Source organism: Noviherbaspirillum sp. UKPF54, from assembly GCF_007874125.1.
Lineage (GTDB): Bacteria > Pseudomonadota > Gammaproteobacteria > Burkholderiales > Burkholderiaceae_D > Noviherbaspirillum.
Genome location: NZ_CP040128.1, coordinates 4,124,073 through 4,146,214, shown reverse-complemented (window position 1 = coordinate 4,146,214; position 22,142 = coordinate 4,124,073). Strand labels below are relative to the sequence as shown.

The following is a 22,142-nucleotide window of genomic DNA, read 5'->3' as shown; positions in this document are numbered from 1 at the left end:
CCGCTGACACTTCCATCTTGGGTCGACTTTAGTAGCGTCCAAACATACGATGAACTAGATGTTGCTCATCACGTGAAGAGCGGGCGCTATACGCCCGTGCAGCGGTTTCTCGATGCAGGTGTATTCTGCGGGGTGCTTCGATGCATTTGTCAATCGGACGATCTGACGAAACGGCAGAGAAACTGGATCCACGACATCATTGCAACGAAGTGCCCGCTTTAACCAAATGCTCATGATTACAATTACTTTCAATGAGCTACTCCCTGCAACTTAGGCACGCCCCTTAACTTCGCTGCACTTGCATAAAAAACTGATGCAGTTTCGTGCGGCGGTCTCCAATAGTTCGAGACCGCCTATTCCCCCGTACCCCTCCCTGAAGTTGCAGAACGTCTCAAATCTTACGAGTGATGCGACTCGAATAACCTCATTCCTAAAGCAGTAGTTCTAGAGCAAATGCCTTTTGAAGCTGAGACGAAAGTTCTGTGTAATCCAATTGTGCGGAAACCGGGATACCTCGTTTAAGGGATGAGCCGCCGTCTACATAATTTCACCGGTGTCGATCCGTTCCTTGCAGTCAAGGGGGCCATGCTTTCGGATAAATTCGTGTAGTGCTTTCTCGTTGATCTTCAACGACTTAACTGGGCGATACCAAGCTGGAAACTTTGCCATCGTGTGCTCAAAAATACCAGTTCGAACCAGAGCATCAACTACTTCGTTGCTGGCTTGCATCGTATTTCGGTATGGAGAGTTTTCGGGGAGAAAGAGACGGCGAATTAGTGGATCAAGACCATTGCGGGCTTGCTCTTCATCAAATTTTTCCAGCGTTTGAGCCCGCTGAGCGATCGCAATGCAAGTCGTGCCTCTGCGTGCAAACAGATCGACCAGTCGCAACACATCGAGATGAAAATTTGGCCCTGCGTTGGGGAGTCGGACATACCGACCATCTGCGCTCAGTAAGGATGCCGTCTTAGGCAAGTCCCCGGAAGGATTGTTACTTACTAAGGTTTGATAGATCGCCATCGGAACGACAGCGAAAATTGGCTGACCATCAGCCGAGTGGATGAATTGAACGTTTTTCATTATTTACAGTGAATGTTTTCTGAAAGTACAGTGATTATAATTGAAATTTCTTAGGATTCAATAGTTTGATTAGGACGTTTTGCAAGGAGATCAAAAGGCCTAACTTGTGGACTCGGTGCAACACGCTTCCCTCGCCTAGCTCAAAAGATACTTGAGTAGATTTATGCGCTGGCTCATAATAGGATTTATAACTTATGACCCGAAGAGGAGCCAGCATGAGCCACATTGCGTATTACCGAGTATCGACCACAGACCAAAGCATTGAAGCCCAACGTGCGGCACTGGCCCAAGGACAGAAGATAGACAGGGAGTTTAAGGACGAGGGTGTATCGGGTGCCGTGCTTGCCGCAGATAGGGCAGGATTCCGCGCCCTGCTCGATTACATCCGGGAGGGAGATACTCTGCATGTGTACGCAGTTGACCGGCTAGGCCGGGATGCCATTGACGTACAGAGCACAATCCGCGCCTTGCTTGCTAAGGGCGTGACCGTAGAAATTCGGGGCCTAGGCCAGATCGCGAAGGGTGTCGGGGAATTGATTATTGCCGTTCTTGCTCAGATCGCTGATATGGAGCGCCAACGCATCCGGGAGCGTACCGCCACAGGCCGGGAGTTAGCCCGTGCGACCCTCGCTGCGACGGGCAAGACTCACCGGGGCAAAGAAAGCCTTGGCAGGCCAACGATTGGAGATGCCGAAACAGTCCGGGCATGGCGCACCGAGCACAGCGCCAGCATTAGACAGACAGCCGAGCACTTCAAACTGTCTGAGTCCACCGTGAAGCGGTACTGCTCTGCCGCTTGAATACAGCCCCGCTGAGCGATTCATTCCGCGCAGGAGTACCGGAGTCAACCCTGCCGAATCGGAACGCTCTGATGACCATTTAACCCGCCTATTCCATGTAGTGCAAACATCCCCTCCATTTAGAGCGACATGTATTGGAGAGATAGGCCAAGCCTACGCATCTTGAAGGTTAGAGGGACATATAGTGGAGGAACATCGGCAAGCGCAACCCTCTGCATTCCTCCTATCGACAAGCCTGAAGTAACACTGAGCAGTCCAGTACCCAGCCGGGATCAGCCAAAGGTGTGAATCCCAATCCTTCCAAGCAGTGATTCCATAACGGCCACCCAGCTGGCCGCGCTCCCCTCACTCCGGAGGACCAAATAACCCACGACGCAATCCGAAGGAATAACCATGTCTACCATTAACAGCGCCAGCACCTTGTACTACAACAGCACACCTGTGCGGGTAGTCAGCATCGATGGTCGGCCTTGGTTCATTGCCGCTGATGTCTTCAAGTGCCTAGGTGTCGTGAACACCACCACGGCAGTAAAGTCTCTACGCCATGACGAAGTGCGCTTGACTGAGGTACTAGCTCAGCGTCCAATGCAAGCTTTGTCCGAAAAGGGGCTCCGCAAGAAGCTTATGCGCTCTACGAAACCCGAGGCACATGCCTTGCTTGACTGGGCATTGCATGAAGCAATCCCAGCGCATAGGGAAGCGGCCACGACAGAGGAGCAAGCCAAGCGGGATACAGTACAGCGCCTAGCCGCGAGAGTGGCAGAACTGGAGCAGAGACTCTCCACCCTCGCTGTACTCGCAAAGGGTGTACCGCACCCAATACAAGCCGCCTTGCGCACGCAGTGACCGCACCCGCAGCCCGAGCAGGGCAGCAAAAACAACTATCAAGGCCCGCCATAGTGCGGGCCTTGTCCTATCTGGAACAACACATGAGCCTTACCCAGCAAGACCAAGCCCGCCTCAACGTGATTGGAAGCCTTGCCGCCGCAGTCAAAGAGGGAGCAATCAGCATAGACAGCGTTTCCCCGCATTTCAGGGAGGCCGTACGGGATCGCCTAGCCATAGAAGGCTACAACGGCTCAGCTAAGGCCCGCAGCCTCGTTATGCAATGGCAACGCGAGGACAAGATTCGGGCCAAGCAGCGTATGCAGGAACTCCGCGTAGCGGGATGCGAGTTGTACAGCCCGAGGCCAGGAGACTATACCGCCGTAGTTCGTGTGCTCTTGGACGGATGCGAGGATGGAACGTACCCAACAGCGCGGGAATCAGCCCAAGTTGTAGCCGGGGATAAAGCTCCGAAGCTAGTCGCCAAGACCAGTAAGAAGTGCATGAAGCAAGCCTATCGAGATAACGAGGACCACCCCGGTATGAGACGGATTAGAACTGTTGCAGATAACTCTACACTCACTGCGATGGCATCGGGCAGCGTTTCTAGCTGTCTTGGTGCTTTGACTAACAGCCACAAGTTAGCTCGACGCCTTGAGCGTATCGAGCTTGAGCAAGCAGAACTCAAAGCGCGAGTATCCGCCGCTGAAGCAGAAGCAGCCCGAGCGAATGCCCGGATTGACGCTTCCGAACAATGGAAGGCCGATGCCGTGGAACTGTACCGCGCTGGGAAGGCTTACAGCAGCATTGCCAAGATTACAGGCAAGAGCAAATCCACCATAGGCAATCACATCCTTGCCTTGATTTGCGCCGGAAAACTCGAAACCAAATGAGCTGACCGTCCAACGCCGGACGATTTTGAGGTAGGAATCTATAAGGTATTTATTACCTTACTTACAAAAACACCTGTGTTGAATCGTCCGACGTCGATCGGCCCTGCATTCCGAGCCAAACCCTGATTCGCAAGAGTACCCGAGCATGCGCTTGGACTGCCTCTTTCATAGAGCATAGGGCAACCCTCTCACGAGCCTAGCACCACTCCCGTGCGCTGAGCGCCAGCAGCGCCATCCCCGCAAGCACTACCAACTCAACCAAGCAACAGAAGCGAACCACTCCTGTGCCTTACCTATGGAGCTCCGCACCATGACAGCAGCAAATCCAATCCCGTTCTCAATCGAGGAACTGGAATCAATCTTCACCCTTGACCGGGAGAACGGTCGCCTTATCCGCATGAATCCCATTCAACGACGGAAGGACAGGGAGGACTTCAAAGCAGATTACCGATACGTCAGTATCGACGGGACTCAGTACTTCGAGCACCGCTTGATCTGGATGCTGGCTAATGTCCAGCACATCCCTCCCGGTATGGATGTGGACCACATCAATCGGGATAAGTTAGACAACAGACCCGAGAATCTTCGGCTTGCAACTACTGCGCAAAACCGGGCGAATATAGGAAAGCAGCGCAATAACAGTACTGGCTTCAAGGGTGTATTCCTTGATAAGGGGAAGTTCCGGGCCAAGATCAAGACCAACGGCACCCAGCGATTCCTTGGCTCCTATCGCACCGCAGAAGCCGCAGCAGTAGCGTACGACAAAGCAGCTGTTGTGGCTTTCGGTGAGTATGCAATGACAAACTCCCAGATGGGACTACTAGCAGCATAGAGCGCCAGCAGCATTAGTACCCACCAGACCGCGTCCGAGGTTAGCTATTGAATTACCGTTCGCCACGGTCAGTTCATGTAACTGGGTTCGCAACTACAATCATGCCGTTGCGTGAATATATAGTGACATTTCTTTCCCAGAATGCATGGTCGACGGTGAAAGGCTGACCGGCTCGAAACAAGATTGGGTCTGGACTTAGCAAGCCACGCTCGCCTTCTTCCGTGTAGAAAAACAAGAGCAGGATGAACAACGCTGCTACGGCATTTAGCGCATGTTTCAAGTTAGCCTCTTGAAAATGGGTATGCCGCTTATGTTTTACGTTGTTATAGGCCTTCCACCACAACGGACTTTTTTGCAGCCCCCATTGCTCCCATGGATTAAGCATTAAACCGAATTTAGGTATGCTTGCTTCCGCTTGGGCTATTTCAGGAAAGACCGCAGTGATCTCGTTCATATACGCAGTAATACGGTCTGCGGCGCTATCGGGGTTTAGCTTTTGACAAAGTTGCTTTGCAACGACGTCAACCTCTGACGAGGCTGTAGATAAGATTCGCGCAAGTTCAAGAGAATACGCATCGAAGTTATCTGTGGTTGGCTCCAAGTACCTAGCCAATCGAACTAAGTCATCCTCTAACGCGAGGAAAAAGTTCCAATGCTGCGGGGTTTTTTTCTCAATAATGCCCATGCCAGCCCTTTGTCGTTAAGCGAGTGCCTGCCTAATTCTAGTGCGCCACGAGTTCCTCTGAAAACCTCCACGAAGCAGGAAGTATAAGTCCAGGAATCCTGTATCGCTTAATCGCATTTACCAAAGGCCGAATCGGATAAGCATCTCCTCCGTACTTGTCCCCGACATCTCCAGATTCATGCCCGGTCAACGCGTCGTTAATCTCTTTCGGAATCTCTGCTTCGCGCAGGACTTCCTTAAACAAGTGCCTGAAGGAGTGGAACACCATACGCTTGTCTGCAACCTTGCAAACATCACGCAGATACCGGCCAAACCACTTGCTGAAGTTCCCGCTCTCCTTGCCGTCAATGCTGGGGACTAGCTTATGGAAGATGCGCTTGCGCCCTTCGGCCTTTGCCTGCTGCACGTACTCGACAAAGCCCAATCGCTCAAGCTCCGGGTGAAGCGGAACCCGCCTACGGCTCCCCGCATTCTTCAGTCCCTGACCCTCGCCGTCATCGGTAATCCGGATTACCCAAGCAGAATTCTCGCTGCCTTCGTCGTGATAAGGCACTTGCATTACATCGTGAGGGTGCAACTGGCAAAGCTCCTCCAACCGGGCACCTGTAAAGAGCGCCAAGAGCGGAATCCAGTACGATGCATCCCCGCCGCCACCCTTCGGTCGATGTCCTGCGGTATAAACGGGACTGCTGAAGATGCTCTTAAGCGCCAGAAGATCAAACGACCTCCGCGCCTTCTCCCCACTAGGGGCTTTGACAGCCAAGCCGGATGCCTCGTTCGTCTTTATCAGGTCAAGACGCACTGCATAGTTCAGGAGCTTTATCAGGCTTGCCAAGTGCATGTTGATGTTCTGCGGGGTTTGCCCTGCCTGCTGCAACTGCTCGATGAACCGGATTGCGTGCTGCCGCGTCACTTCCTCAACGGTATGAATGCCGGCCATTTCCTCGAATCGGCGTGCATGCATCCGCGTCCGGCTAATCGTGTTTTGCTCCGGCTGGACTCCCAATGCCCACTTATCAATCAGTACATCGAAGCTGGTCTTCCCCTTAAGCGCCCCTGCCGCCTTTGGCTGGCCGTTCTGAGCTTGCCGCGCTGCCCATGCTCCTGCAGTACCCGTGCTTCCCTCGGTCGTTGGAACCTCCTGCAATCCGTTCCTGAAGCCTTCCTGCCGGGAAAGATGGCGCTGGACGCCTGAGCAAAGTAGCCTGGGTTCTGAGCCAGAGTCACTGATCGCATTTACTACCGGTGTAGCCAGAGCAGAAGGTTGAGCATCTGGCAACCCGTCGCTCTTTGGTGCGTGATTCGCCCGAAGTCGCTCGAACTCTCGATCAAGCTCAACGCCGACAATGCGAGCCAGCCGCTCCGCTTCCCGCCTGTCGGATGTTCCAAGCGAGCGCATGACTTCTCTGCCTTTGTAGTGCGGGAGCAAATCTAGGGGGATTTTGCGTCGGAAATAGTACCGGGAGCCACGTTTTGCGAGATGCGTACACATAAGCCTTTTAAGGTTAGGTGTAACACCCACGGGGTACATTTCCCGCTTGAAAGCCTTGCTGGCTCTAGGTTCCGCGTCCTGTAAGGACTTTGGGACGGATGGCGCGGCTGGCGGGGATCGAACCCACGACCCTTGGCTTCGGAGGCCAATACTCTATCCACTGAGCTACAGCCGCGTAGAGGGATGCATAAAAGAAGGCATGAAGGATACCGTCTTTCTGTCGAGACGTCCATGCAAACCATTGATTTTTCGTTCCAAAGCGGGGTCTTTCCGACTATAATCAAGGGTTTTGCAAGGTATTGCGCTGCAGCATCCAAGCCAGTCCCTGCACCTGCCCAACGGTTTCGACAATTGCACTGAGGGAATAATGAGCGACGCACACAACGAACACCAATCCGCGATCAAAACGCCGAAGCAGCTCATCGCTGCCGTAGTGGCAGGCTTTTTGGTGCCGATTATCTGCATCGTCCTGCTGGTCCAGTACGTATCCAATGCCGACAAGGTCGGTGCCGGCTCGGCCGCTCAGACGCCGGAAGCGATTGCCGCCCGCCTGCAACCGGTAGCCGATGAAGGCTATACGCTGAAAGACGCGAGCGCACCGAAGCAGTTGCAATCCGGCGAAGCCGTCTTCAAGGCGGTATGCGCAGCCTGCCACGCCACCGGTGCAGCAGGCGCGCCGAAGGTCGGCGATGCAGGCGCCTGGTCTGGCCGCATCGCGCAAGGCGAATCGACGCTGATCGAACATGCCGTCAAGGGCATTCGCGCCATGCCGGCCAAGGGCGGCAATCCGGATCTGGCCGATGCCGAAGTCGCTCGGGCCGTGGTCTACATGGCCAATCAGTCCGGCGGCAAGCTCAAGGAGCCGGAAGTCAAGGCAGCACCTGCCGCTGGCGCCGCTGCTCCGGCCGCGGCTGACGCAGGCAAGAAGCTGTACGACAGCACTTGCGTAGCCTGCCACGGCGGCGGCGTTGCTGGCGCACCGAAATTCGGCGACAAGGCTGCCTGGGCGCCGCGCCTCAAGCAGGGTTCCGCGACCTTGTACGAGCACGCAATCAAGGGCTTCCAGGGCAAGGCCGGCATGATGCCGCCCAAGGGTGGTTCGACTGCGCCGGATGACGAAGTCAAGGCTGCCGTCGATTACATGGCTGCCGCAGCGAAATAAGCGCTCTGCACCGAACAAAAAAGCCGACCTTCGGGTCGGCTTTTTTTATATGCGCCATGTCATCAAACCGATGGCCCGGACGCGAATATCAGGCTGGGGCGACATGTCATCGGCACCTTATTTTCCCTGGATGCGCTTGCCAAAGGATACGGCGTACGCTGGCGAGCGAAAAAGCAGGATGGGGTCCTGAGTCGGGGCAATCCCGTCAGCCATGACCAGCGGATCAAAATTGACTTTCTCGCATGCCGCTCCCTTCTGCGACATCGCCGATGTGATGGTCAGCGTTCCAGCCTTCACCTGCTTACGGTTTTCAGGCCAAAGTACCGTCGGGTCGTTCTCGGGATCCCCCGCTTCGCCTATCCACACCAGCATGTCCCAATGCACCGGCCCCTTGCGCGTGCGGTCGATGAGCTCCTGTTGCAGGAAATTTTCTGGCATCGATTTGAGCTGGGCGTCGGTCAACCGCTTCTCGCCTTCCTGAGGGACGAAGCGCCAGCGCACGAGAGTCGTTTTGCTGTCCTTGTTGATGAACTTGAACGTGTGGATACCGAAATAGGCGCTGTCGGCGAAGCTGGGCGGCGGGTTGTGCTTTTCGAGGTATTCCGCCTGGGCTCGGCTATCCGGATGGCTTGCCTTGAAGGCTTTCATTTTCTCGGGGTCGGGCTTGCCTGTGGCCGGGTCCGGTGTTGACGCAATGACCTGGTCCAGGAACGTCTGGGGCACGCTAGCCCCGAACATCGGGGTGTTTATCATGGTCATGTGCTGCAAGCGGCCATCGGGCAGCTTGAACTCCAGGGCCATGCCGCGCGGATTCTTCGTCGTATCGGGAACCTTGGGATTGCCTCCGGCAACCGAGAAGCGAGCGATAACGGGAATGGTCTTCCCCGAAAACAAGGGAGAGCGCGAATACTTCCCGACCTCCTGGTTGCCGATGAACTGCCCGACAGCGCATACACCCTTGATGTGATTGCGACGCTCCCCTGGCGTTACTCCGGATGCCTTTTCCAGCGCCCCGACCACTTCGTCGGCATTCACCGGCGGTCCCGATGAAGAGGCAATCGCTGCCGGTATGCCTGCCGGGAGGACGATGCCCGCAAGAAGCAGTTGGATCGCATGTTGCTGGAGCATGTGTTTCTCCTTCCGACGACGAACTGATTGCGGAAAATGCACGCCGTACTCAGCTCCGCTGCCGTTTCGGCTCGCTGAAGAGCGCGCCATGAAGGCCCTTCAGCTCATTGGATGCTCCGTACCTGAATCGCGTTTCACCCGGTAGCCATCGGCGCAAAACCGATGCTGCACGGCTTATCGCGGCGGCAGCAGATAGCCTCCGCCCGCGCCAGTCCCCTGCGTGGCTCCGGTGCCGGACGATTGTGGCGCTTGGGCGGTTGCCTGCGGCTCGGCGACGAAGATTTCTACACGGCGGTTCTTCGCGCGATCGGCATTGCTGTCGTTCGGCACGAGGGGCTCGTGCGAGCCGCGCCCCTCGACGGTGAACCGGTTGGACGCCACGCCGCGCGCGGCCAGGTAATCCCGGGTGCGGGCGGCACGGTTGACCGACAAGGGATCGTTGATGGCGTCGCTGCCGGTGTTGTCGGTATGCCCGATGATGGTGATCTTGGAGTACGGATTTTCAACCAGGGTCGAGGCGAACTTGTCCAGGACGGGCCGGAAGTTCGGCTTTATGTCGGAGCGGTTGGTGTCGAACGAGATATCGGTCGGAATATCAAGCTTGAGGCGGTTGTCTGCCGTCTGCGTCACTTGCACGCCGGTGCCCTGGGTTGCCTGCTGCATGGCGCGCTTTTGCTGCTCCATGCGGGCCGACCAGATATTGCCGATGACGGCGCCGGCCGCGCCGCCAATGGCAGCTCCCGTGGCTGTCCTGCGTCCGCCGCCGTCGCCGGTGGCGGCACCCAGTACCGCCCCCACGCCTGCGCCGATGCCCGCGCCGGTGGCGGTGCCACGCTGAACTTCATTCATGTTGGCGCAGGCGCCGAGCGCCAGCACCGCCGCCAGAGCCGTTAAACCTGGCTTGAAAGCGCAGGACGCTGCGCAGAGTCGATTGCGCATATGCATTCCCTCGTGATGTGAAAATGTGAGGATTGGACCCACGAGGAAGATGCAAGTTCGGCAAGTTACAAATCGATAAAGTTGGTGCCGGCGTCAGCTGCCCGGATCGTCTTCTTGCCCTTGGTTCATCGGCGTTTGTTTCATTTTCATCAGGAACGCCACGACGCCGGCCACGGTGCCGGCAACAAGGGTCGCCTTGAGGAGGGATTTTTTCTTGGCTAGGGCAGAAACGCCGCGCAGCGCCAACGGCAGCAGGACCGGCAGGTTCAGTCCGGAAACGGCAAGGCCGCTTCGTTTCTGCAACAGTGAGACGGCGATGAGGCCGGCGCGCGCGAGCGCATTTCTGGCCAATGTTTCCGGCTGCAGGCTGACGCGCACCGTTTCCTTGGCGATCATCACTTCGGCGCGATAGAGACGGCCTTCGGCGATGAGCTGTTTTTTGCGATCGGCTGGCTTCACGTCGGTTCCTCGCGCCTTCACAGCAGCGCGTCGCGGTCGCCGCGCAGTTCGGCCAGCGTGGCCGGCAACGACAGCGGGTCACGCGCCAGCATGGCTTGCGCGCGCCGCAGGACGACCAGCGCCAGCACGGTATAAAAGATTGCCACCAGGAGCAGGATCTTCCAGCCCAGCGCATCCCAAGCCAGCACTACGACCAGCGCGGTCCAGCAAGCCGCACCCAGCCACAATGCCACTACGCCCAGCGCGCCGACCAGCAGCAGGCGCACCAGGTTGTCGCGCGCCTCGCCCAGCTCGCATGCCGCCAGTTCGATGCGGCTCACCAGCAAGCCGAACAAGTTTTTCGCCACTCCGCCCAGGCCGGCGACCAAGCCAGGCTGGGCGGCGCCGGTCGGTCCCGGGCCGGAGGATTGACTATCCATGCGCAGCAATTACTTTCGTGAAATCAGCAAGCCCACCAGCACGCCGAGGCCGGCCGACACGGCAATGGCTTTCCATGGATGCTCATGCACGAATTCATCCGTGGTCTGTGCGGCTTGCTTGCCTTTTTCCAGCGCCACGGCCTGGATTTCGTGCGCCCTTTCCATTGCGGCGTCGAGCATCATCAAGCCCTTGTTGCGCAGCTCGTCGGCTTGCGCCCCGGTGGTGGCGGCGGCTTCAAGGAACAGTTCCTGCGCATCCTTCATCAGGGTTTTCATGTCGTTTCTGGCGGTTTTGACGTTCGAATTCAGCATGGCGATACTCCTCTTAAAAGGCGGCGCCGGCAGGCGCGCAAATTGGTGGAATGGCCCTGGCTGGCCCATACCGGACCGGCCAGAGCATGCTCTCTTTATCTCAGGTAATTTACTGAATGTAAAGGCTTCGTCGTCAAGCATGCCTGGCGTGCCGCGCGCCTGCGAATGTTTCTTGACTCATGTCATGCGCTGCCGGCAATGGTGGCTTGGCCAAGGCCGCATCTTCAGGATGCCTGGTCCAGGTCCAGATACTGTTCGACCAGCGTCAGAATCGCCTTGGATTGATAGTCGTGAGCCAGATCCTGCAGCTTGTCGGCGAACGGCCGGTAGCGCTCGTCGAGCCCGGCCAGATGCTTGGCGTAATGCCGGATCTCGCGCATGTTGCCGGCCAGCGCAAGCTGGTGCAGGTGGCGCATTTCCGGCTGCGGCGGGCTGATCAGGCGTGCCTCGTCGCGCCTGATCAGCCCGGCAGCAATGGGTATCTCGCGCGCTTCGCGTCCGGCGGGCTGCGCTTCGACCAATGCCGCCACCAGCTCGAAGCTGAAGATGCTGCCGCTGTCCGGCTCGCTGCTAAGCTGAATGTCGCTGTGCATCATGCGCACCAGTTGCCGGCTGATCGACAGGCCGAGTCCGGTGCCGGCGAAGCGGCGCGGCACCTCGCCCACCTGTTCAAACGGTTCAAAAATGGCATCGAACTGTTCGCGCCGGATGCCGACGCCGGTGTCGCCGACTTCGAAGCGCAGCCGCACCCGGCCAATGTCCAGCGGCGTACCGTCCACGCGCAGACTGATCTGGCCATGGTCAGTGAACTTGACGGCATTGCCGAGCAGGTTGAGCAATACCTGACGCAGGCGCTTTTCGTCGAGGATGACGTTTTGCGGAACGCGCTCGGCGCCGTTGCACACAAAGGACAGCCCCTTCTGTTCCGCCTTCACGCGGATGATATCGACGATCCCTTGCAGGAACATGGGCAGGTCGACCACGCTTTCATACAGTTCGAACTTGCCGGCCTCGATCTTGGCCAGGTCGAGCAGGTCAGTAATCAGGGTCAGCAAGTGTTCACCGCTTTGCTGAATTGTGTTCAAGCTAGCGATCTGGCGCTTCGTCAGGTTTTCATCGCGCTTGAGCAATTGCGCGTAGCCCAGCACGGCGTTGAGCGGGGTACGCAATTCATGGCTCATGCTGGCCAAGAAAGCGCTCTTGGCCTGGTTGGCGACTTCGGCGCGCTCCTTGGCCACAGTCAGTTCGGCGGTACGTTCCTTGACCAGTTCTTCCAGGTGGCTGCGATGACGCTGCAATTCCTGTTCGGTGGCGGCGCGTCGCTCTATGTCGCGCTGCAACTCGCGGTTCTTGCTTTCGATTTCGTCGAACAGCGACTGCAAGGCCTGACGCGTGCTTTCGAGGCTGTTGCCAAGCTGCCCCAATTCATCGTTGCCGTGCCAGACGAAGGCTTCGGACAATTCGCGCCGCGCCAGACGCTGCGACTCCAGCATCAGGCGGCGAATCGGCGCCAGTAGCCGCGCTTGCAACAGGAACATGATCAATATCAGCGACAACAGCAACTGGCCCAGCACCGTCACCGCGAAAATGGCGCGGTTGCGCGCGACTTCCTCGTCGAGCTGGCTGCTGTCCATCTCGACCGTCACGTAGCCGATCATATTGCCGTTGTATATGACGTCGCGCGTCAAGCTGAACTGGCGTCCGTGCTGCCGCTCCGGAAACTCTCGCTCCAGGAAACTCCCGAACTTCTTGTCGCGCACCCGCAAGGCCGACACCCGCTCATCGCTCGACAGCGAGTCAAACAGCGGGCGGCCGGAATCGTAGTTCAGGTTCCATAGCGGTTCCTGCATGCCCAGCGCCAGGACATTGACCAGGCGCTGGTGATCGGCGGCCAGGCGCTGGGTGAGCACGCTTTCGAGCTGGCGCAGCGTGAGCACGCTCATGACCGAGGCCGGGATCAGCAAACCGACGATGACTGCCAGCACGATGGAGGCACGCAGCTTCAGTTGCATTGCAGTCGATAGATGGATCGCCCGCGCGGGCACAGGTTGGCGCAATCGATGACGCCGGCCGCCGGCAGCCGCATGTTCCAACTGGTCGGCCGGTCGTCGCTATTGCCAGTGTAGTAACAGCCTGCCGCAAAAGCTATTGCAGATCAGCGCGAACGCCTCGCTCGCAGCCGCGCAGAACGCGGAGACGGCCAGCGCCGCTCAAGCCGCCCTGCTGCGCAATTCGGCAATCCCTTCGATGCTGCCGATGCGGATTACCAGCGGATGCGCCAGCAGTTCCGGCTGCATGGGACGCCAGGCAAACAGCCATTCCTTTTCCGCCGCCTGCTGCTTGCTTTTAGAAAAGGCCGCGCCCAGCGGGCTCGGCACTCCGTACGACACGGCAGCGTCAATTCCGGCCCAGCTCGGCAATGCGCGCTGCACCGCCCGGTGGATACGCTCGCCGAATTCCTCGGCCTGATGCACGACCAGGCAGCAATCGGCGCCGGCGAAGGTAGCGAACAGGCTTTCATCCCAGGCGTTGGCCAGGCTCAGCGTCAGGTAATTGGCTTGCGGGGCATGGCGGCGTGCACCGAAGGGCAGGATCTGCTCGCGCGAGCCCTGAGCGTGCGGCGCATCGCCGGCCGGGCACAAGCGGAACTCGCCCAGCAGCAGCGAACGCTCCAGCCATTGGCGCTGGGAATAGCGATACAGTTTGGAGGGACGCGAATAGGCTGCGGCGGCCAGCATACGGGGATGGGAATTCATGATTGAGCGATGCCAAGTGGATACTCCCATTAAAACAGATTCGTCCCGCGCCGACAAACCGCGTGCATGCTGCCGTCACGCGCCACACAACATGCCTATGAAAAAAAGCGGCCCGCAAGCCGCTTTTTCGCAAGCGCACCAAAATGGATTACTTGCCGGTATCACTCGAGTTCGTGCCAGAGGTGCCGGACGAGCTGGCGCCGCTGCCGCTGGTGGACGAACCGGAGCTGTCGGAAGCCGCCGGGGCAGACGACGACTTCTTGGCCTTCTTGGCTTTCTTGTGCTTCTTGACCTTCTTCTTTTTCGGGGTTTGGTCGGTGCTGCCGGCAGTATCGGTGCTGCCGGCCGCGCCGGCAGCCGCTGGCTGGTCGGTGCTGCTGGCGCCGGAGGTATCGCTACGCGAACCGCTACCGCTGGTCATGCCGGGGCTGGTGGTGCTGGACGAACCGGACGCGCCGCTGCCCATGGAGCCGGAGCTGCCGGACGACGGCGAGGTGCTGCTCGGCGAGGACGACGAGGCGCCGGAAGCGCCACTGCCCATGGTGCCGGAGCTGCCGGAGGAGTCGCTGCTGGACGACGGCGCAGTGCTGCTCGGCGAGGACGACGAAGCGCCGGAAGCGCCGCTGCCCATGGTGCCGGAACTGCCGGAGCTGCCGGACATCCCGGAGGCGCCCGTGCTGCCCGACATGCCGGCGTCATTCTTGTTTTGGCTGCTGGACATGCTGCTGTCGGTGGAGGAACTTGTGCCGGACGAGGTTTGCGCCAACACGACCGAAGACACCGATGCGACCAGAACGAAGGATAGCGATCGAATAGTTTTTGACCTCATGAATTGCTCCTTAAGTTAATTAAACAGCATCATCAATGCAGCAGCTTGGATGCAGCGCCTGCATGCACGTTCAGACAAAACGGCGGCGCCCCGCCGGGGAGCCGATTGAAGCTTTGACAAGCGACTGAAAAGAAAAGATTTTTTGACAATGTAAAAATGTGTAACCGACGCCGGCAGCTTTTACACGCGGCAGCAATGAGGAATGGCAAGCCGGTCAATGCTTCTGCCGCCCAAATCGATGTCGCGCCGCACAATGTCGTTTAGAAACTTTTTCCTATTGACAATTCAAACCATCTAGAGCACGGTCGTGCTTGTTTGTATAAGAAAAAACCAGCCCCGGAGAGACAACATGACCATTTCCCGCTTATTTCGCACCATGGTGCTGGCGGCTGCTGCCGCCGCTTTCAGCCTGCCGGCAGCAGCCCAAGGCGTGACCAACGATGAAATCCTGCTGGGGCAGACCACGGCGCTGACCGGGCCGCTGGCTGAACTGGGGCTGGAGGCGACCGCCGGCGCCAAGGCGTACTTCGACTACGTGAACATGCAAGGCGGCGTACATGGCCGCAAGATCAAGCTGATTACGCTGGACGACGGCTACAACCCGCAAAAGGCGGTGATGAACGTCAAGCAGCTGGTCGAGAAAGACCAGGTGCTGTCGCTGTTCGGCGTGCTCGGCGCTCCGGCCAACGTGGCGATCATGCCGCTCATCCAGCAGGTCGGCATTCCCAACTTCGGCCCGCTGACCGGCACCAACCTGGTACGCCAGCCGTTCAACCGGCTGGTGTTCCATGTCGGCCCGAGCTACGCCGACGAGCTGGCAAAGATCGTCGAGCACCTGACGGTACGCGGCATCACGCAGATCGGCGTGGTGTACCAGGACAACGCCTTCGGCAAGGAAGGCTTGATCGCGCTGGAGCAGATCATGGCCGCCCACAACATGAAGCTGGCGGGCACGGCAAGCATCGATAACACCGGCTCGGACGCTTCCAAGGCGGTCGACGCGCTGATGAAGGTGGCGCCGCAGGCGATCGTGATGGTCACCGCCGGCAAGGCCTCGTTCGACTTCATCAAGACCTACAACCAGCGCGCCGTCGGCATGCAGTACTTCGCGCTGTCGGTGATGGCGTCGCAGTCGGCGATCAAGGCGCTCGGCAAGGATGGCGTGGGCGTGGTGGTGTCGCAGGTATCGCCCTTCCCGTTCTCGGCCACCAGCCGCATCGTGCAGGAATACCAGCAGGTGATGAAGAAGCTGGACATCAAGAACTGGTCGTTCGCCTCGATGGGCGGCTTCATCACGGCCAAGGTGATGGTCGACGGCCTGCGCCATGCCGGCCGCAACCTGTCGCGCGAGCGCCTGATCGAATCGCTGGAATCGATGGGCAAGATGGATTACGACGGCTTCACCATCAACTACAGCAAGAACAACCACCTCGGCCACCGCTATATCGAACTGACGGTGATCTCGAAAGACGGGCGCTTCCTGCGCTAGGCGCGCCCCACTGCCATGCGCTGCCGCTGCAGTGCATGGCATTTTTATTTGCGGCGGAGATTTCCTGCGGTGGGACCGGCGTTCAGCCATCCATCTGCGGCTCGGCGATGGTGCGCAGCTGGAAGCGGCCGTCGTTATTGAACAGCCAGGTTTCCGAAATCTCCAGCTTCCCCTGACGCAGCAGGTGTGTCGCCGGCTGCGGAAACGGCGCGCTGTTGCGCAGGCTTGCCAGCGCGGCCGCCTCGGTTTCGCGATCGTGGTTGGAGCGCACGATCTCGCTCTTGACCAGATTGCCGCGCCCGTCGACGACGTACCTGAGCACGACCACCGAGCGCAGCAAGGCCTGCGGCCGGCCGCTATACACCTTGGCTGAATTGTTTTGCGAAATACGCTGCGCCACGTCGCGCTTGTAGCCTTCCAGCGTAATGGCACCGGAGGCGCGCGCCGCGCTCTTTTCGCCCCGGCCCGCCTTGGCGGAGGTCTTGTCGCCGCCGACGTCACCTTGCGTGGCGCACCCCGCCAGCGCTGCTGCGGCGAGACAGAGTGCGATTCTGGTTTTCATGAGGGTCTCCTCCAGAAGGATTGAAACCGCCCTGCCTCTTGCGGGCCGATTGGCCATGCTGCGCGCATAATGAAAAAGCGGATCGCGCTGCCTGCACCAGTTTCTCAGGCGAAATATTTTCTACTTCAACTTAATGTAGCTTGGAACGAAGCGGGTAGCAATCTTACCCGTGGTTACAAATGCGTCGTGCTCCTTGCAACTTGAGAGGCCTTTCCTATGCTGCTGGGATGGTGTTGCTTGCTTTTTTTGCAATTGAATATTGCACTCCTGCGCAGGCGATGCCCTTGTCCACCGTTCAGGCGACCGTCCCGATGAGTGATCACGGTTCCCCCTCCTTCCAGCTGGACGCGCGCGGCTTTGTCCATGTGCCGCCGCAGCAGGCATGGCAAGTGCTGACCGACTACGAGCATCTGCCAACGTTCGTGCCGGACCTGCTGCGTTCCAAGGTGCTCTCGCGCGGCCCGCATGAAGCAACCATCGAGCAGGTGAGCCGCGCCGGCTTTCTGTTCGTGTCGCATACGGTGCATATGGTGGTGCATGTGGACGAGCGACCGTTTTCTGCGATCGATGTCACGCTGGTATCGGGCGACCTGCGGTATTACCGCGCGCACTGGGCGCTGGCGGAAACCACGCGCCAGGGTGAGAGCGGCACGCTGATCACCTACTCCGGCGAGCTGGCGCCGAAGTTTTACTTGCCGCCGCTGATTGCCCAGCCGCTGGCGCAGGCGCAGGTGCACCGAATGGTGGCGGCGGTGATATCGGAAATCGAAGCGCGCGGCCGCCAGCGCTGAGCCGTCAGTCGAAACGCTGGCGCTGCTTGAACTGCTCGGTCGCCGCCACCAGCGCCGCGGCGATGCCGGGCTCGTAGCCGGAGTGGCCGGCGTCGGCCACCATGTGGAACTTCGCTTCCGGCCATGCCTCATGCAGCCGCATGGCCGACAGCGGCGGACACACCACGTCGTAGCGCCCCTGCACGATCACGGCGGGCAAGTGCCGGATGCGGCCGACGTTGCGGATCAGCTGGTCGTCGGCCAGGAAACCGTCATGCAGGAAGTAATGCGCCTCCAGCCGTCCGATGCCCAGGGCTACCGCGTCGGAGCTGAAATCGTCGATCGCGTCCGGGTCCGGCCGCAGGAACAGGCAGCTGCCCTCGTAGCGGCTCCAGCTGCGCGCGGCCGGCATGTACACCGCCGGGTCTTCGGAAAACAGGCGCTGCGCGTACGCCTGCAGCAGATCGCGCCGTTCGTCGGGCGGGATCGGCGCGGCGAATTGCGCATGCACGTCCGGGAAAAACCAGCGGATGCCGTTCAGGAACCAGTCGATTTCCGCGCGCGTGCACAGGAAAATGCCGCGCAACACGAAGCCCAGGCAGCATTGCGGATGGGCCTGCCCGTAGGCCAGCGCCAGGGTCGAGCCCCAGGAGCCGCCGAACACCAGCCATTGTTCGATGCCGAGCATGACGCGCAGGCGCTCGATGTCGGCGATCAGCAATTGCGTGGTGTTATTGTGGTATTCGCCCAGCGGCGTCGACTGGCCGGCGCCGCGCTGGTCGAACAGCACGATGCGGTAGTGCGCCGGATCGAAGAAGCGGCGCTGGCGCGGAGACAGCCCGCCGCCCGGCCCGCCGTGCAAAAACAGCACCGGCACGCCGTCGGGGTTGCCGCACTCTTCCCAGTACAGCGTGTGGATGTCGTCGACCGCCAGGAAGCCGCTGCGGTAGGGCTCGATGGGCGGGAACATGGCGGCTTCGGCGGCGGATTCGATCATGGCGGACCTGCATATGGGTGGACTTTTTGCATTGTACTAGCCAAAACGCGGAAACTCCTGTACACTTCGGCCCCTTCAGACGTGGTGACAAACGTCGCGTGTCCGGCAACGGGCATGAGCAGTTTTCAGGAGTGGTAGTTCAGTCGGTTAGAATACCGGCCTGTCACGCCGGGGGTCGCGGGTTCGAGTCCCGTCCACTCCGCCAAAATAAAAAGACGAGCTTTCGGGCTCGTCTTTTTTTTCGCCTTCACTTCCCCGCTCGGCGTTCCACGGGATGGCTCGCAAGCCATCCCGGCCACGGAGCAGGCGCGATTACGCCGCCTTCTTCTGCTGCTCTTCCCCGCCCAATGCCTGCACCAGGTCGGCCATCAGCTTGGCCAGTTCGCCGGTCATCAGCGCGAAATCGGTGTCGAAGCGTTCGTCCTCGTTCTGCATCGAGGAGTCGGCATTTTCCTTCAACACGTCCAGCGGCGCGACGCGCTTGACCGCGAGCGACTCGGTCAGCACGAAGGACACGCGATCGCTCCAGGTCAGCGCCAGCCGCGTGCACTGCTTGCCGGCGGCGATATGCCGGCGCACGTCGTCGGCTTCGAGCGTATGGCGCACGTAGCGCACGGTCGCCTTGCCCTCGCCTGTGGCGCGCAGTTCGGTGTCCTGGTCGACTGTGAAGCCGCCGGGCGCCTCGTCGGCGGCCAGCCAGTCGGTCATGGCCGACAGCGGCGAGCGCTCAGTGCGCAGCGCGGCGAACGGCAGGCTTTCCAGCGACTTGAGCAAGAGCTTGAACACTTCGTCGGCGCGCGCGCTGGAAGCCGCGTCGATCACCAGCCAGCCGTTGACCGGGTCGATCCACACGCGCGTGCTGCGCTGGATGGAAAAGGCGCGCGGCAGCAGCTCATCGGTGACCTGCTCCTTCAATTCCTTCATCTGTTTCTTGCCCGGCTTGAAGCCCTGCTGCTCTTCCAGCTCGGCGGCGCGCGCCTTGGTGACCTGGTTGACCACGGTCGAGGGCAGGAGCTTCTTTTCGGTGCACAGCTGCAGCAGCAGCTGGCGGTTGACGGTATGCACCAGCATCCCGTTGTCGCGCGGCGAGGTCCAGCCCTGGGTCTGCATTTCCAGGCTCGAACCCGGCACGTACGCTTGCGGCGCGAGGCTGGCTTCCAGTTGTTCGGCAGACAATGTCCAGGGGGCGGTGAGGCGGTAAATCTGAAGGTTCTTGAACCACATGGCGGGCGCGCAAAAAGCACTCATTCTACAGGCTGTGCGCGCTTACCAGCGCGCGGAATATGTTGCAGAAACGCCTATCCGTCCATGTGCGGCAGGCGCGCCGGGAAGGCCACCGCTCAGGGTTCGGATGCCTGCGTGGCGAACAAGCCCAGCTGCAGCGTATCGTCTTCCTCCTCCAGGCGCACTCCCACGCCCAGCAGGCGCACCGGCCGCCGGCCGCGCTGCCACGCCGTGTCCAGCAGCGTGCCGCACTGCTCGGCGTCGATGCCGGCGCTCACGCACTCGGCCGTCGTGCGGCGGAAATTGTCGAAGCGGATCTTCACGAACAGTTTATGGATATGGCGCTCGGCATCGACGCGCCGCACGCGCTTGACCAGCATCTCGATCAGCGCCGCCAGCTCGCGCCGGCAGGCGTCGAGGTCGGGCAGATCGGTGACATAGGTTTCTTCCACGCTGACCGACTTGCGTTCGCTGCTGGGATCGACTTCGCGCCGGTCGATGCCGCGGCACAGGCCGTACAGGCTGGCGCCGAACTTGCCGAAATGGTGCTGCAGTTCGAGCATCGACCAGCCGCGCAGGTCGGCGCAGGTGTAAGCGCCGAGCTTGTTGAGCTTGGCGGCGGTGACGCGGCCGACGCCGAACAGCTTATCGACCGGCAGCTCGGCCACGAAGGCGTCGACGTCCTGCGGTCGGATCACGAACTGGCCGTTGGGCTTGTTCCAGTCGCTGGCGATCTTGGCCAGGAACTTGTTGGGCGCGATGCCGGCGGAGGCGGTGATGCCGACGGTGGCGGCGATGCGCGCGCGGATGTCCTGCGCGATGAGGGTGGCGCTGCCCTTGAAGTGCGGCGCGCCGGTCACGTCCAGATAGGCTTCATCGAGCGACAGCGGCTCGACCAGCTCGGTGTAGTCGCGGTAGATCGCCAGGATCTGGCGCGACGCGGCGCGGTACTTGTCCATTGCCGGCGGCAGCACGATCAGGTCGGGACAGCGCGCCAGCGCCTGCGACATGGCCATGGCGGAGCGCACGCCGAAACGGCGCGCCTCGTAATTGCAGGTAGCCACCACGCCGCGCTGCTCGGGCCGGCCGCCGACGGCCAGCGGCTTGCCGCGCAAGGACGGATCGTCGCGCATCTCCACCGCCGCGTAAAAGCAGTCGCAGTCGCAGTGGATGATCTTTCGCAGGGAGGACGTCACGGGGGCGCAGGCATGAACAACGAGGCTGTTCATTGTAGCCGCTTGGCGCCGCGCCATAAAAAAACAGCGCCACCGCTGGAGCGATGGCGCTGACCATGTCGGAGACTACTGCCCGGCGGCTTACTTGCCCGAGCTTTCCATTTCCTTGCCGTCCATGCGCTGGGTGGCGGCCGACGTCGCGCCGGACGCCTTCAGTTCGGCTTGCGAATCCTTCTTCGCGGCCTTGTAATCGTCCTTGGCCGCTTTCTTGGCTGCCTTGTACTCTTCCTTGGCGGCCTTCGTCTTCATCTTGTACTCGTCCTTGGCCTGCTTGTTTGCTTCGCGCCGCTGGACAAAGGGATCGGTGCTGCCGGTGGTCGAACCGGTCGCAGCACCGGAGGCGGCGGCGCCGGTTGCTGGCTGCTCGGCGGCGGACGAGCCGGTCGATTGTGCGTAAGCGAGATTGGTGAGGGCGGCAATGGTGCAGCCCAGCAAGAGTTTTTGCAGTTTCGTCATACGTTCTCCTGTAAAAAAGGGAAAATCCGGCGCGGCACGCCGGCACGTATCAAAATGACAAAGCCGACAATCGCATGGTTCCGGCACCGCCGTCCGGAATTGCAAGCGAAACTGACAAACAAGTAACAAATCCTTTCAGTCATCCGCCCCCTCGCTTGCGGCATGGCCGCCGCGCCGTTACACCCCTTTACACAGTTGCCGCGCCGCCACTCCGGACGCTGGTGCGACGTATCCTGTCATGTCGGCAACGCATCCAGCACCAAGGCAGGGGCATGCATATTGCTTCGATATGCCGGAGAACGCGGCGGCATCCCGCACGCAGGATGCCGGCAAACCCAGGAGCACATCATGGCAACCAGCACTTTGGACCCCGACCACAGCCCCGAACGCGACCGTCAGCTCGGCAAGGGGCACGGCACCGGCGCGCTCGGCCCGAGCGACACTTCCGACACCGGCAGCGACGTCCAGGGCGGCCTGCGCTGGCCGGACGAGGCCGACATCGGCCTGGACAAGGGCACGTATGAAGACCCGGACAGCGGCCGCCGCGACATGAGCGCCGGCCCGGACATCGGCGACGCCGACCTCGACAGCGATACCGATTCGCGCGGCACCGGCGAACGGGCCACGGCCGGACGCGACTCCGACATCGAGATGGGAAACGACATCGACACCGACCATATCGAGACCGCCGGCCCGGACGAGGAACCCGACGTGGAACGTTCCGAGCATCCGCAGGGAACGCCGCGCCAGCCACGCCGCTCCGGGCAGCCGCAGCAGCGGCGTTAAGGTGCGTCAGGC

24 protein-coding genes and 2 tRNA genes are annotated in these 22,142 nt (G+C 60.1%); 10 read left to right on the top strand and 16 right to left on the bottom strand.

Translation table 11 applies throughout. From position 1 onward, the window contains the following. Nucleotides 1-537 precede the first annotated feature (537 nt). The gene (locus FAY22_RS19175; RefSeq protein WP_146332164.1) at nucleotides 538-1,080 is read right to left on the bottom strand and encodes a hypothetical protein; all 543 of its coding nucleotides are present in this window, start codon (nucleotides 1,078-1,080) and stop codon (nucleotides 538-540) included. A 215-nt stretch (nucleotides 1,081-1,295) separates the two neighbouring features. Between FAY22_RS19175 and FAY22_RS19170 the strand changes: the two genes are divergently transcribed. The 4 genes from FAY22_RS19170 to FAY22_RS19155 all read left to right on the top strand — a co-directional run bounded on the left by FAY22_RS19170 (nucleotide 1,296) and on the right by FAY22_RS19155 (nucleotide 4,430). Beyond that, a complete protein-coding gene (locus FAY22_RS19170) occupies nucleotides 1,296-1,880 on the top strand; it encodes a recombinase family protein (protein WP_146332162.1) in 585 nt (194 codons plus the stop codon). A gap of 393 nt (nucleotides 1,881-2,273) precedes the next feature. Next, nucleotides 2,274-2,726: a BRO family protein gene (locus FAY22_RS19165; RefSeq protein ID WP_146332160.1), complete on the top strand. Its 453-nt coding sequence runs from the start codon at nucleotides 2,274-2,276 to the stop codon at nucleotides 2,724-2,726. An 83-nt stretch (nucleotides 2,727-2,809) separates the two neighbouring features. Beyond that, the gene (locus FAY22_RS19160; protein ID WP_146332158.1) at nucleotides 2,810-3,598 is read left to right on the top strand and encodes a hypothetical protein; all 789 of its coding nucleotides are present in this window, start codon (nucleotides 2,810-2,812) and stop codon (nucleotides 3,596-3,598) included. A 310-nt stretch (nucleotides 3,599-3,908) separates the two neighbouring features. Next, entirely contained in the window at nucleotides 3,909-4,430 is a 522-nt protein-coding gene (locus FAY22_RS19155) for an HNH endonuclease signature motif containing protein (RefSeq protein ID WP_168204886.1), read from the top strand. A 73-nt stretch (nucleotides 4,431-4,503) separates the two neighbouring features. Here the strand turns inward: FAY22_RS19155 and FAY22_RS19150 are convergent, their stop codons facing one another. From FAY22_RS19150 to FAY22_RS19140, 3 genes are all read right to left on the bottom strand, one after another. After that, a complete protein-coding gene (locus FAY22_RS19150; RefSeq protein WP_146332154.1) occupies nucleotides 4,504-5,115 on the bottom strand; it encodes a hypothetical protein in 612 nt (203 codons plus the stop codon). A gap of 37 nt (nucleotides 5,116-5,152) precedes the next feature. Beyond that, on the bottom strand, nucleotides 5,153-6,607 hold the full coding sequence (locus tag FAY22_RS19145) for a DUF6538 domain-containing protein (RefSeq protein ID WP_371417313.1): 1,455 nt from the start codon (nucleotides 6,605-6,607) through the stop codon (nucleotides 5,153-5,155). 99 nt (nucleotides 6,608-6,706) lie between these two features. Continuing rightward, nucleotides 6,707-6,782: transfer RNA gene (locus FAY22_RS19140), tRNA-Arg, on the bottom strand. A 192-nt stretch (nucleotides 6,783-6,974) separates the two neighbouring features. Here FAY22_RS19140 and FAY22_RS19135 point away from each other — a divergent pair. After that, nucleotides 6,975-7,769 carry a cytochrome c5 family protein gene (locus FAY22_RS19135; RefSeq protein WP_146332150.1) on the top strand — a complete coding sequence of 265 codons (795 nt, stop codon included), beginning with the start codon at nucleotides 6,975-6,977 and terminating at the stop codon, nucleotides 7,767-7,769. Between the two features lie 117 nt (nucleotides 7,770-7,886). Here FAY22_RS19135 and FAY22_RS19130 read toward each other — a convergent pair whose 3' ends face one another. The 7 genes from FAY22_RS19130 to FAY22_RS19100 all read right to left on the bottom strand — a co-directional run bounded on the left by FAY22_RS19130 (nucleotide 7,887) and on the right by FAY22_RS19100 (nucleotide 13,782). Then, on the bottom strand, nucleotides 7,887-8,897 hold the full coding sequence (locus tag FAY22_RS19130) for a catalase family peroxidase (protein WP_146332147.1): 1,011 nt from the start codon (nucleotides 8,895-8,897) through the stop codon (nucleotides 7,887-7,889). A 174-nt stretch (nucleotides 8,898-9,071) separates the two neighbouring features. Continuing rightward, nucleotides 9,072-9,836 (bottom strand): OmpA family protein, encoded by a 765-nt coding sequence (locus tag FAY22_RS19125; protein ID WP_146332145.1) that lies wholly within the window; start codon nucleotides 9,834-9,836, stop codon nucleotides 9,072-9,074. Between the two features lie 93 nt (nucleotides 9,837-9,929). After that, a complete protein-coding gene (locus tag FAY22_RS19120) occupies nucleotides 9,930-10,295 on the bottom strand; it encodes a hypothetical protein (protein WP_146332143.1) in 366 nt (121 codons plus the stop codon). A gap of 17 nt (nucleotides 10,296-10,312) precedes the next feature. After that, nucleotides 10,313-10,714 (bottom strand): phage holin family protein, encoded by a 402-nt coding sequence (locus FAY22_RS19115; protein WP_146332140.1) that lies wholly within the window; start codon nucleotides 10,712-10,714, stop codon nucleotides 10,313-10,315. Nucleotides 10,715-10,723: 9 nt separating this feature from the next. Next, on the bottom strand, nucleotides 10,724-11,026 hold the full coding sequence (locus FAY22_RS19110) for a YqjD family protein (RefSeq protein WP_146332138.1): 303 nt from the start codon (nucleotides 11,024-11,026) through the stop codon (nucleotides 10,724-10,726). A gap of 224 nt (nucleotides 11,027-11,250) precedes the next feature. Next, complete coding sequence (locus FAY22_RS19105; protein WP_146332136.1) at nucleotides 11,251-13,038, bottom strand: ATP-binding protein; 1,788 nt, start codon at nucleotides 13,036-13,038, stop codon at nucleotides 11,251-11,253. A gap of 198 nt (nucleotides 13,039-13,236) precedes the next feature. Then, nucleotides 13,237-13,782 carry a hypothetical protein gene (locus FAY22_RS19100; RefSeq protein WP_246860571.1) on the bottom strand — a complete coding sequence of 182 codons (546 nt, stop codon included), beginning with the start codon at nucleotides 13,780-13,782 and terminating at the stop codon, nucleotides 13,237-13,239. A 143-nt stretch (nucleotides 13,783-13,925) separates the two neighbouring features. Between FAY22_RS19100 and FAY22_RS19095 the strand changes: the two genes are divergently transcribed. Further along, nucleotides 13,926-14,630 carry a hypothetical protein gene (locus FAY22_RS19095; protein WP_168204885.1) on the top strand — a complete coding sequence of 235 codons (705 nt, stop codon included), beginning with the start codon at nucleotides 13,926-13,928 and terminating at the stop codon, nucleotides 14,628-14,630. A gap of 330 nt (nucleotides 14,631-14,960) precedes the next feature. Then, the gene (locus tag FAY22_RS19090) at nucleotides 14,961-16,100 is read left to right on the top strand and encodes an ABC transporter substrate-binding protein (protein WP_146332132.1); all 1,140 of its coding nucleotides are present in this window, start codon (nucleotides 14,961-14,963) and stop codon (nucleotides 16,098-16,100) included. Nucleotides 16,101-16,182: 82 nt separating this feature from the next. On the opposite strand, the gene FAY22_RS19085 is transcribed toward FAY22_RS19090, so the two are convergent. Then, nucleotides 16,183-16,662 (bottom strand): energy transducer TonB, encoded by a 480-nt coding sequence (locus FAY22_RS19085; protein ID WP_146332131.1) that lies wholly within the window; start codon nucleotides 16,660-16,662, stop codon nucleotides 16,183-16,185. Nucleotides 16,663-16,946: 284 nt separating this feature from the next. Between FAY22_RS19085 and FAY22_RS19080 the strand changes: the two genes are divergently transcribed. Continuing rightward, nucleotides 16,947-17,453: an SRPBCC family protein gene (locus FAY22_RS19080; protein WP_168204884.1), complete on the top strand. Its 507-nt coding sequence runs from the start codon at nucleotides 16,947-16,949 to the stop codon at nucleotides 17,451-17,453. Nucleotides 17,454-17,457: 4 nt separating this feature from the next. Here the strand turns inward: FAY22_RS19080 and pip are convergent, their stop codons facing one another. Further along, nucleotides 17,458-18,429, bottom strand: coding sequence for a prolyl aminopeptidase (gene pip, locus FAY22_RS19075; protein ID WP_146332127.1), 972 nt, complete (start codon nucleotides 18,427-18,429; stop codon nucleotides 17,458-17,460). A gap of 128 nt (nucleotides 18,430-18,557) precedes the next feature. On the opposite strand from pip, the gene FAY22_RS19070 reads away from it, so the two are divergent. Further along, nucleotides 18,558-18,634: transfer RNA gene (locus tag FAY22_RS19070), tRNA-Asp, on the top strand. 107 nt (nucleotides 18,635-18,741) lie between these two features. Here FAY22_RS19070 and FAY22_RS19065 read toward each other — a convergent pair. The 3 genes from FAY22_RS19065 to FAY22_RS19055 all read right to left on the bottom strand — a co-directional run bounded on the left by FAY22_RS19065 (nucleotide 18,742) and on the right by FAY22_RS19055 (nucleotide 21,344). Next, on the bottom strand, nucleotides 18,742-19,653 hold the full coding sequence (locus FAY22_RS19065; RefSeq protein WP_146332125.1) for a recombination-associated protein RdgC: 912 nt from the start codon (nucleotides 19,651-19,653) through the stop codon (nucleotides 18,742-18,744). Nucleotides 19,654-19,769: 116 nt separating this feature from the next. Continuing rightward, nucleotides 19,770-20,882, bottom strand: a complete 1,113-nt coding sequence (gene dinB, locus FAY22_RS19060) for a DNA polymerase IV (protein WP_146332123.1) — start codon at nucleotides 20,880-20,882, stop codon at nucleotides 19,770-19,772. Between the two features lie 87 nt (nucleotides 20,883-20,969). Then, nucleotides 20,970-21,344 carry a hypothetical protein gene (locus FAY22_RS19055; RefSeq protein WP_146332121.1) on the bottom strand — a complete coding sequence of 125 codons (375 nt, stop codon included), beginning with the start codon at nucleotides 21,342-21,344 and terminating at the stop codon, nucleotides 20,970-20,972. Nucleotides 21,345-21,692: 348 nt separating this feature from the next. On the opposite strand from FAY22_RS19055, the gene FAY22_RS19050 reads away from it, so the two are divergent. Beyond that, nucleotides 21,693-22,130: a hypothetical protein gene (locus FAY22_RS19050; protein WP_146332119.1), complete on the top strand. Its 438-nt coding sequence runs from the start codon at nucleotides 21,693-21,695 to the stop codon at nucleotides 22,128-22,130. Nucleotides 22,131-22,142 lie beyond the last annotated feature (12 nt).

What these genes read in the sequence shown, in the direction of transcription:
- FAY22_RS19110 (WP_146332138.1), bottom strand. Translation starts at nt 11,026, where the DNA reads ATGCTGAATTCGAACGTCAAAACCGCCAGAAACGACATGAAAACCCTG.
- FAY22_RS19135 (WP_146332150.1), top strand. Translation starts at nt 6,975, where the DNA reads ATGAGCGACGCACACAACGAACACCAATCCGCGATCAAAACGCCGAAG.
- FAY22_RS19085 (WP_146332131.1), bottom strand. Translation starts at nt 16,662, where the DNA reads ATGAAAACCAGAATCGCACTCTGTCTCGCCGCAGCAGCGCTGGCGGGG.
- FAY22_RS19150 (WP_146332154.1), bottom strand. Translation starts at nt 5,115, where the DNA reads ATGGGCATTATTGAGAAAAAAACCCCGCAGCATTGGAACTTTTTCCTC.
- FAY22_RS19115 (WP_146332140.1), bottom strand. Translation starts at nt 10,714, where the DNA reads ATGGATAGTCAATCCTCCGGCCCGGGACCGACCGGCGCCGCCCAGCCT.
- FAY22_RS19130 (WP_146332147.1), bottom strand. Translation starts at nt 8,897, where the DNA reads ATGCTCCAGCAACATGCGATCCAACTGCTTCTTGCGGGCATCGTCCTC.
- FAY22_RS19170 (WP_146332162.1), top strand. Translation starts at nt 1,296, where the DNA reads ATGAGCCACATTGCGTATTACCGAGTATCGACCACAGACCAAAGCATT.
- FAY22_RS19125 (WP_146332145.1), bottom strand. Translation starts at nt 9,836, where the DNA reads ATGCGCAATCGACTCTGCGCAGCGTCCTGCGCTTTCAAGCCAGGTTTA.
- FAY22_RS19055 (WP_146332121.1), bottom strand. Translation starts at nt 21,344, where the DNA reads ATGACGAAACTGCAAAAACTCTTGCTGGGCTGCACCATTGCCGCCCTC.
- pip (WP_146332127.1), bottom strand. Translation starts at nt 18,429, where the DNA reads ATGATCGAATCCGCCGCCGAAGCCGCCATGTTCCCGCCCATCGAGCCC.
- FAY22_RS19175 (WP_146332164.1), bottom strand. Translation starts at nt 1,080, where the DNA reads ATGAAAAACGTTCAATTCATCCACTCGGCTGATGGTCAGCCAATTTTC.
- dinB (WP_146332123.1), bottom strand. Translation starts at nt 20,882, where the DNA reads ATGAACAGCCTCGTTGTTCATGCCTGCGCCCCCGTGACGTCCTCCCTG.
- FAY22_RS19065 (WP_146332125.1), bottom strand. Translation starts at nt 19,653, where the DNA reads ATGTGGTTCAAGAACCTTCAGATTTACCGCCTCACCGCCCCCTGGACA.
- FAY22_RS19105 (WP_146332136.1), bottom strand. Translation starts at nt 13,038, where the DNA reads ATGCAACTGAAGCTGCGTGCCTCCATCGTGCTGGCAGTCATCGTCGGT.
- FAY22_RS19095 (WP_168204885.1), top strand. Translation starts at nt 13,926, where the DNA reads ATGGATTACTTGCCGGTATCACTCGAGTTCGTGCCAGAGGTGCCGGAC.
- FAY22_RS19090 (WP_146332132.1), top strand. Translation starts at nt 14,961, where the DNA reads ATGACCATTTCCCGCTTATTTCGCACCATGGTGCTGGCGGCTGCTGCC.
- FAY22_RS19050 (WP_146332119.1), top strand. Translation starts at nt 21,693, where the DNA reads ATGGCAACCAGCACTTTGGACCCCGACCACAGCCCCGAACGCGACCGT.
- FAY22_RS19160 (WP_146332158.1), top strand. Translation starts at nt 2,810, where the DNA reads ATGAGCCTTACCCAGCAAGACCAAGCCCGCCTCAACGTGATTGGAAGC.
- FAY22_RS19165 (WP_146332160.1), top strand. Translation starts at nt 2,274, where the DNA reads ATGTCTACCATTAACAGCGCCAGCACCTTGTACTACAACAGCACACCT.
- FAY22_RS19145 (WP_371417313.1), bottom strand. Translation starts at nt 6,607, where the DNA reads ATGTGTACGCATCTCGCAAAACGTGGCTCCCGGTACTATTTCCGACGC.
- FAY22_RS19100 (WP_246860571.1), bottom strand. Translation starts at nt 13,782, where the DNA reads ATGAATTCCCATCCCCGTATGCTGGCCGCCGCAGCCTATTCGCGTCCC.
- FAY22_RS19155 (WP_168204886.1), top strand. Translation starts at nt 3,909, where the DNA reads ATGACAGCAGCAAATCCAATCCCGTTCTCAATCGAGGAACTGGAATCA.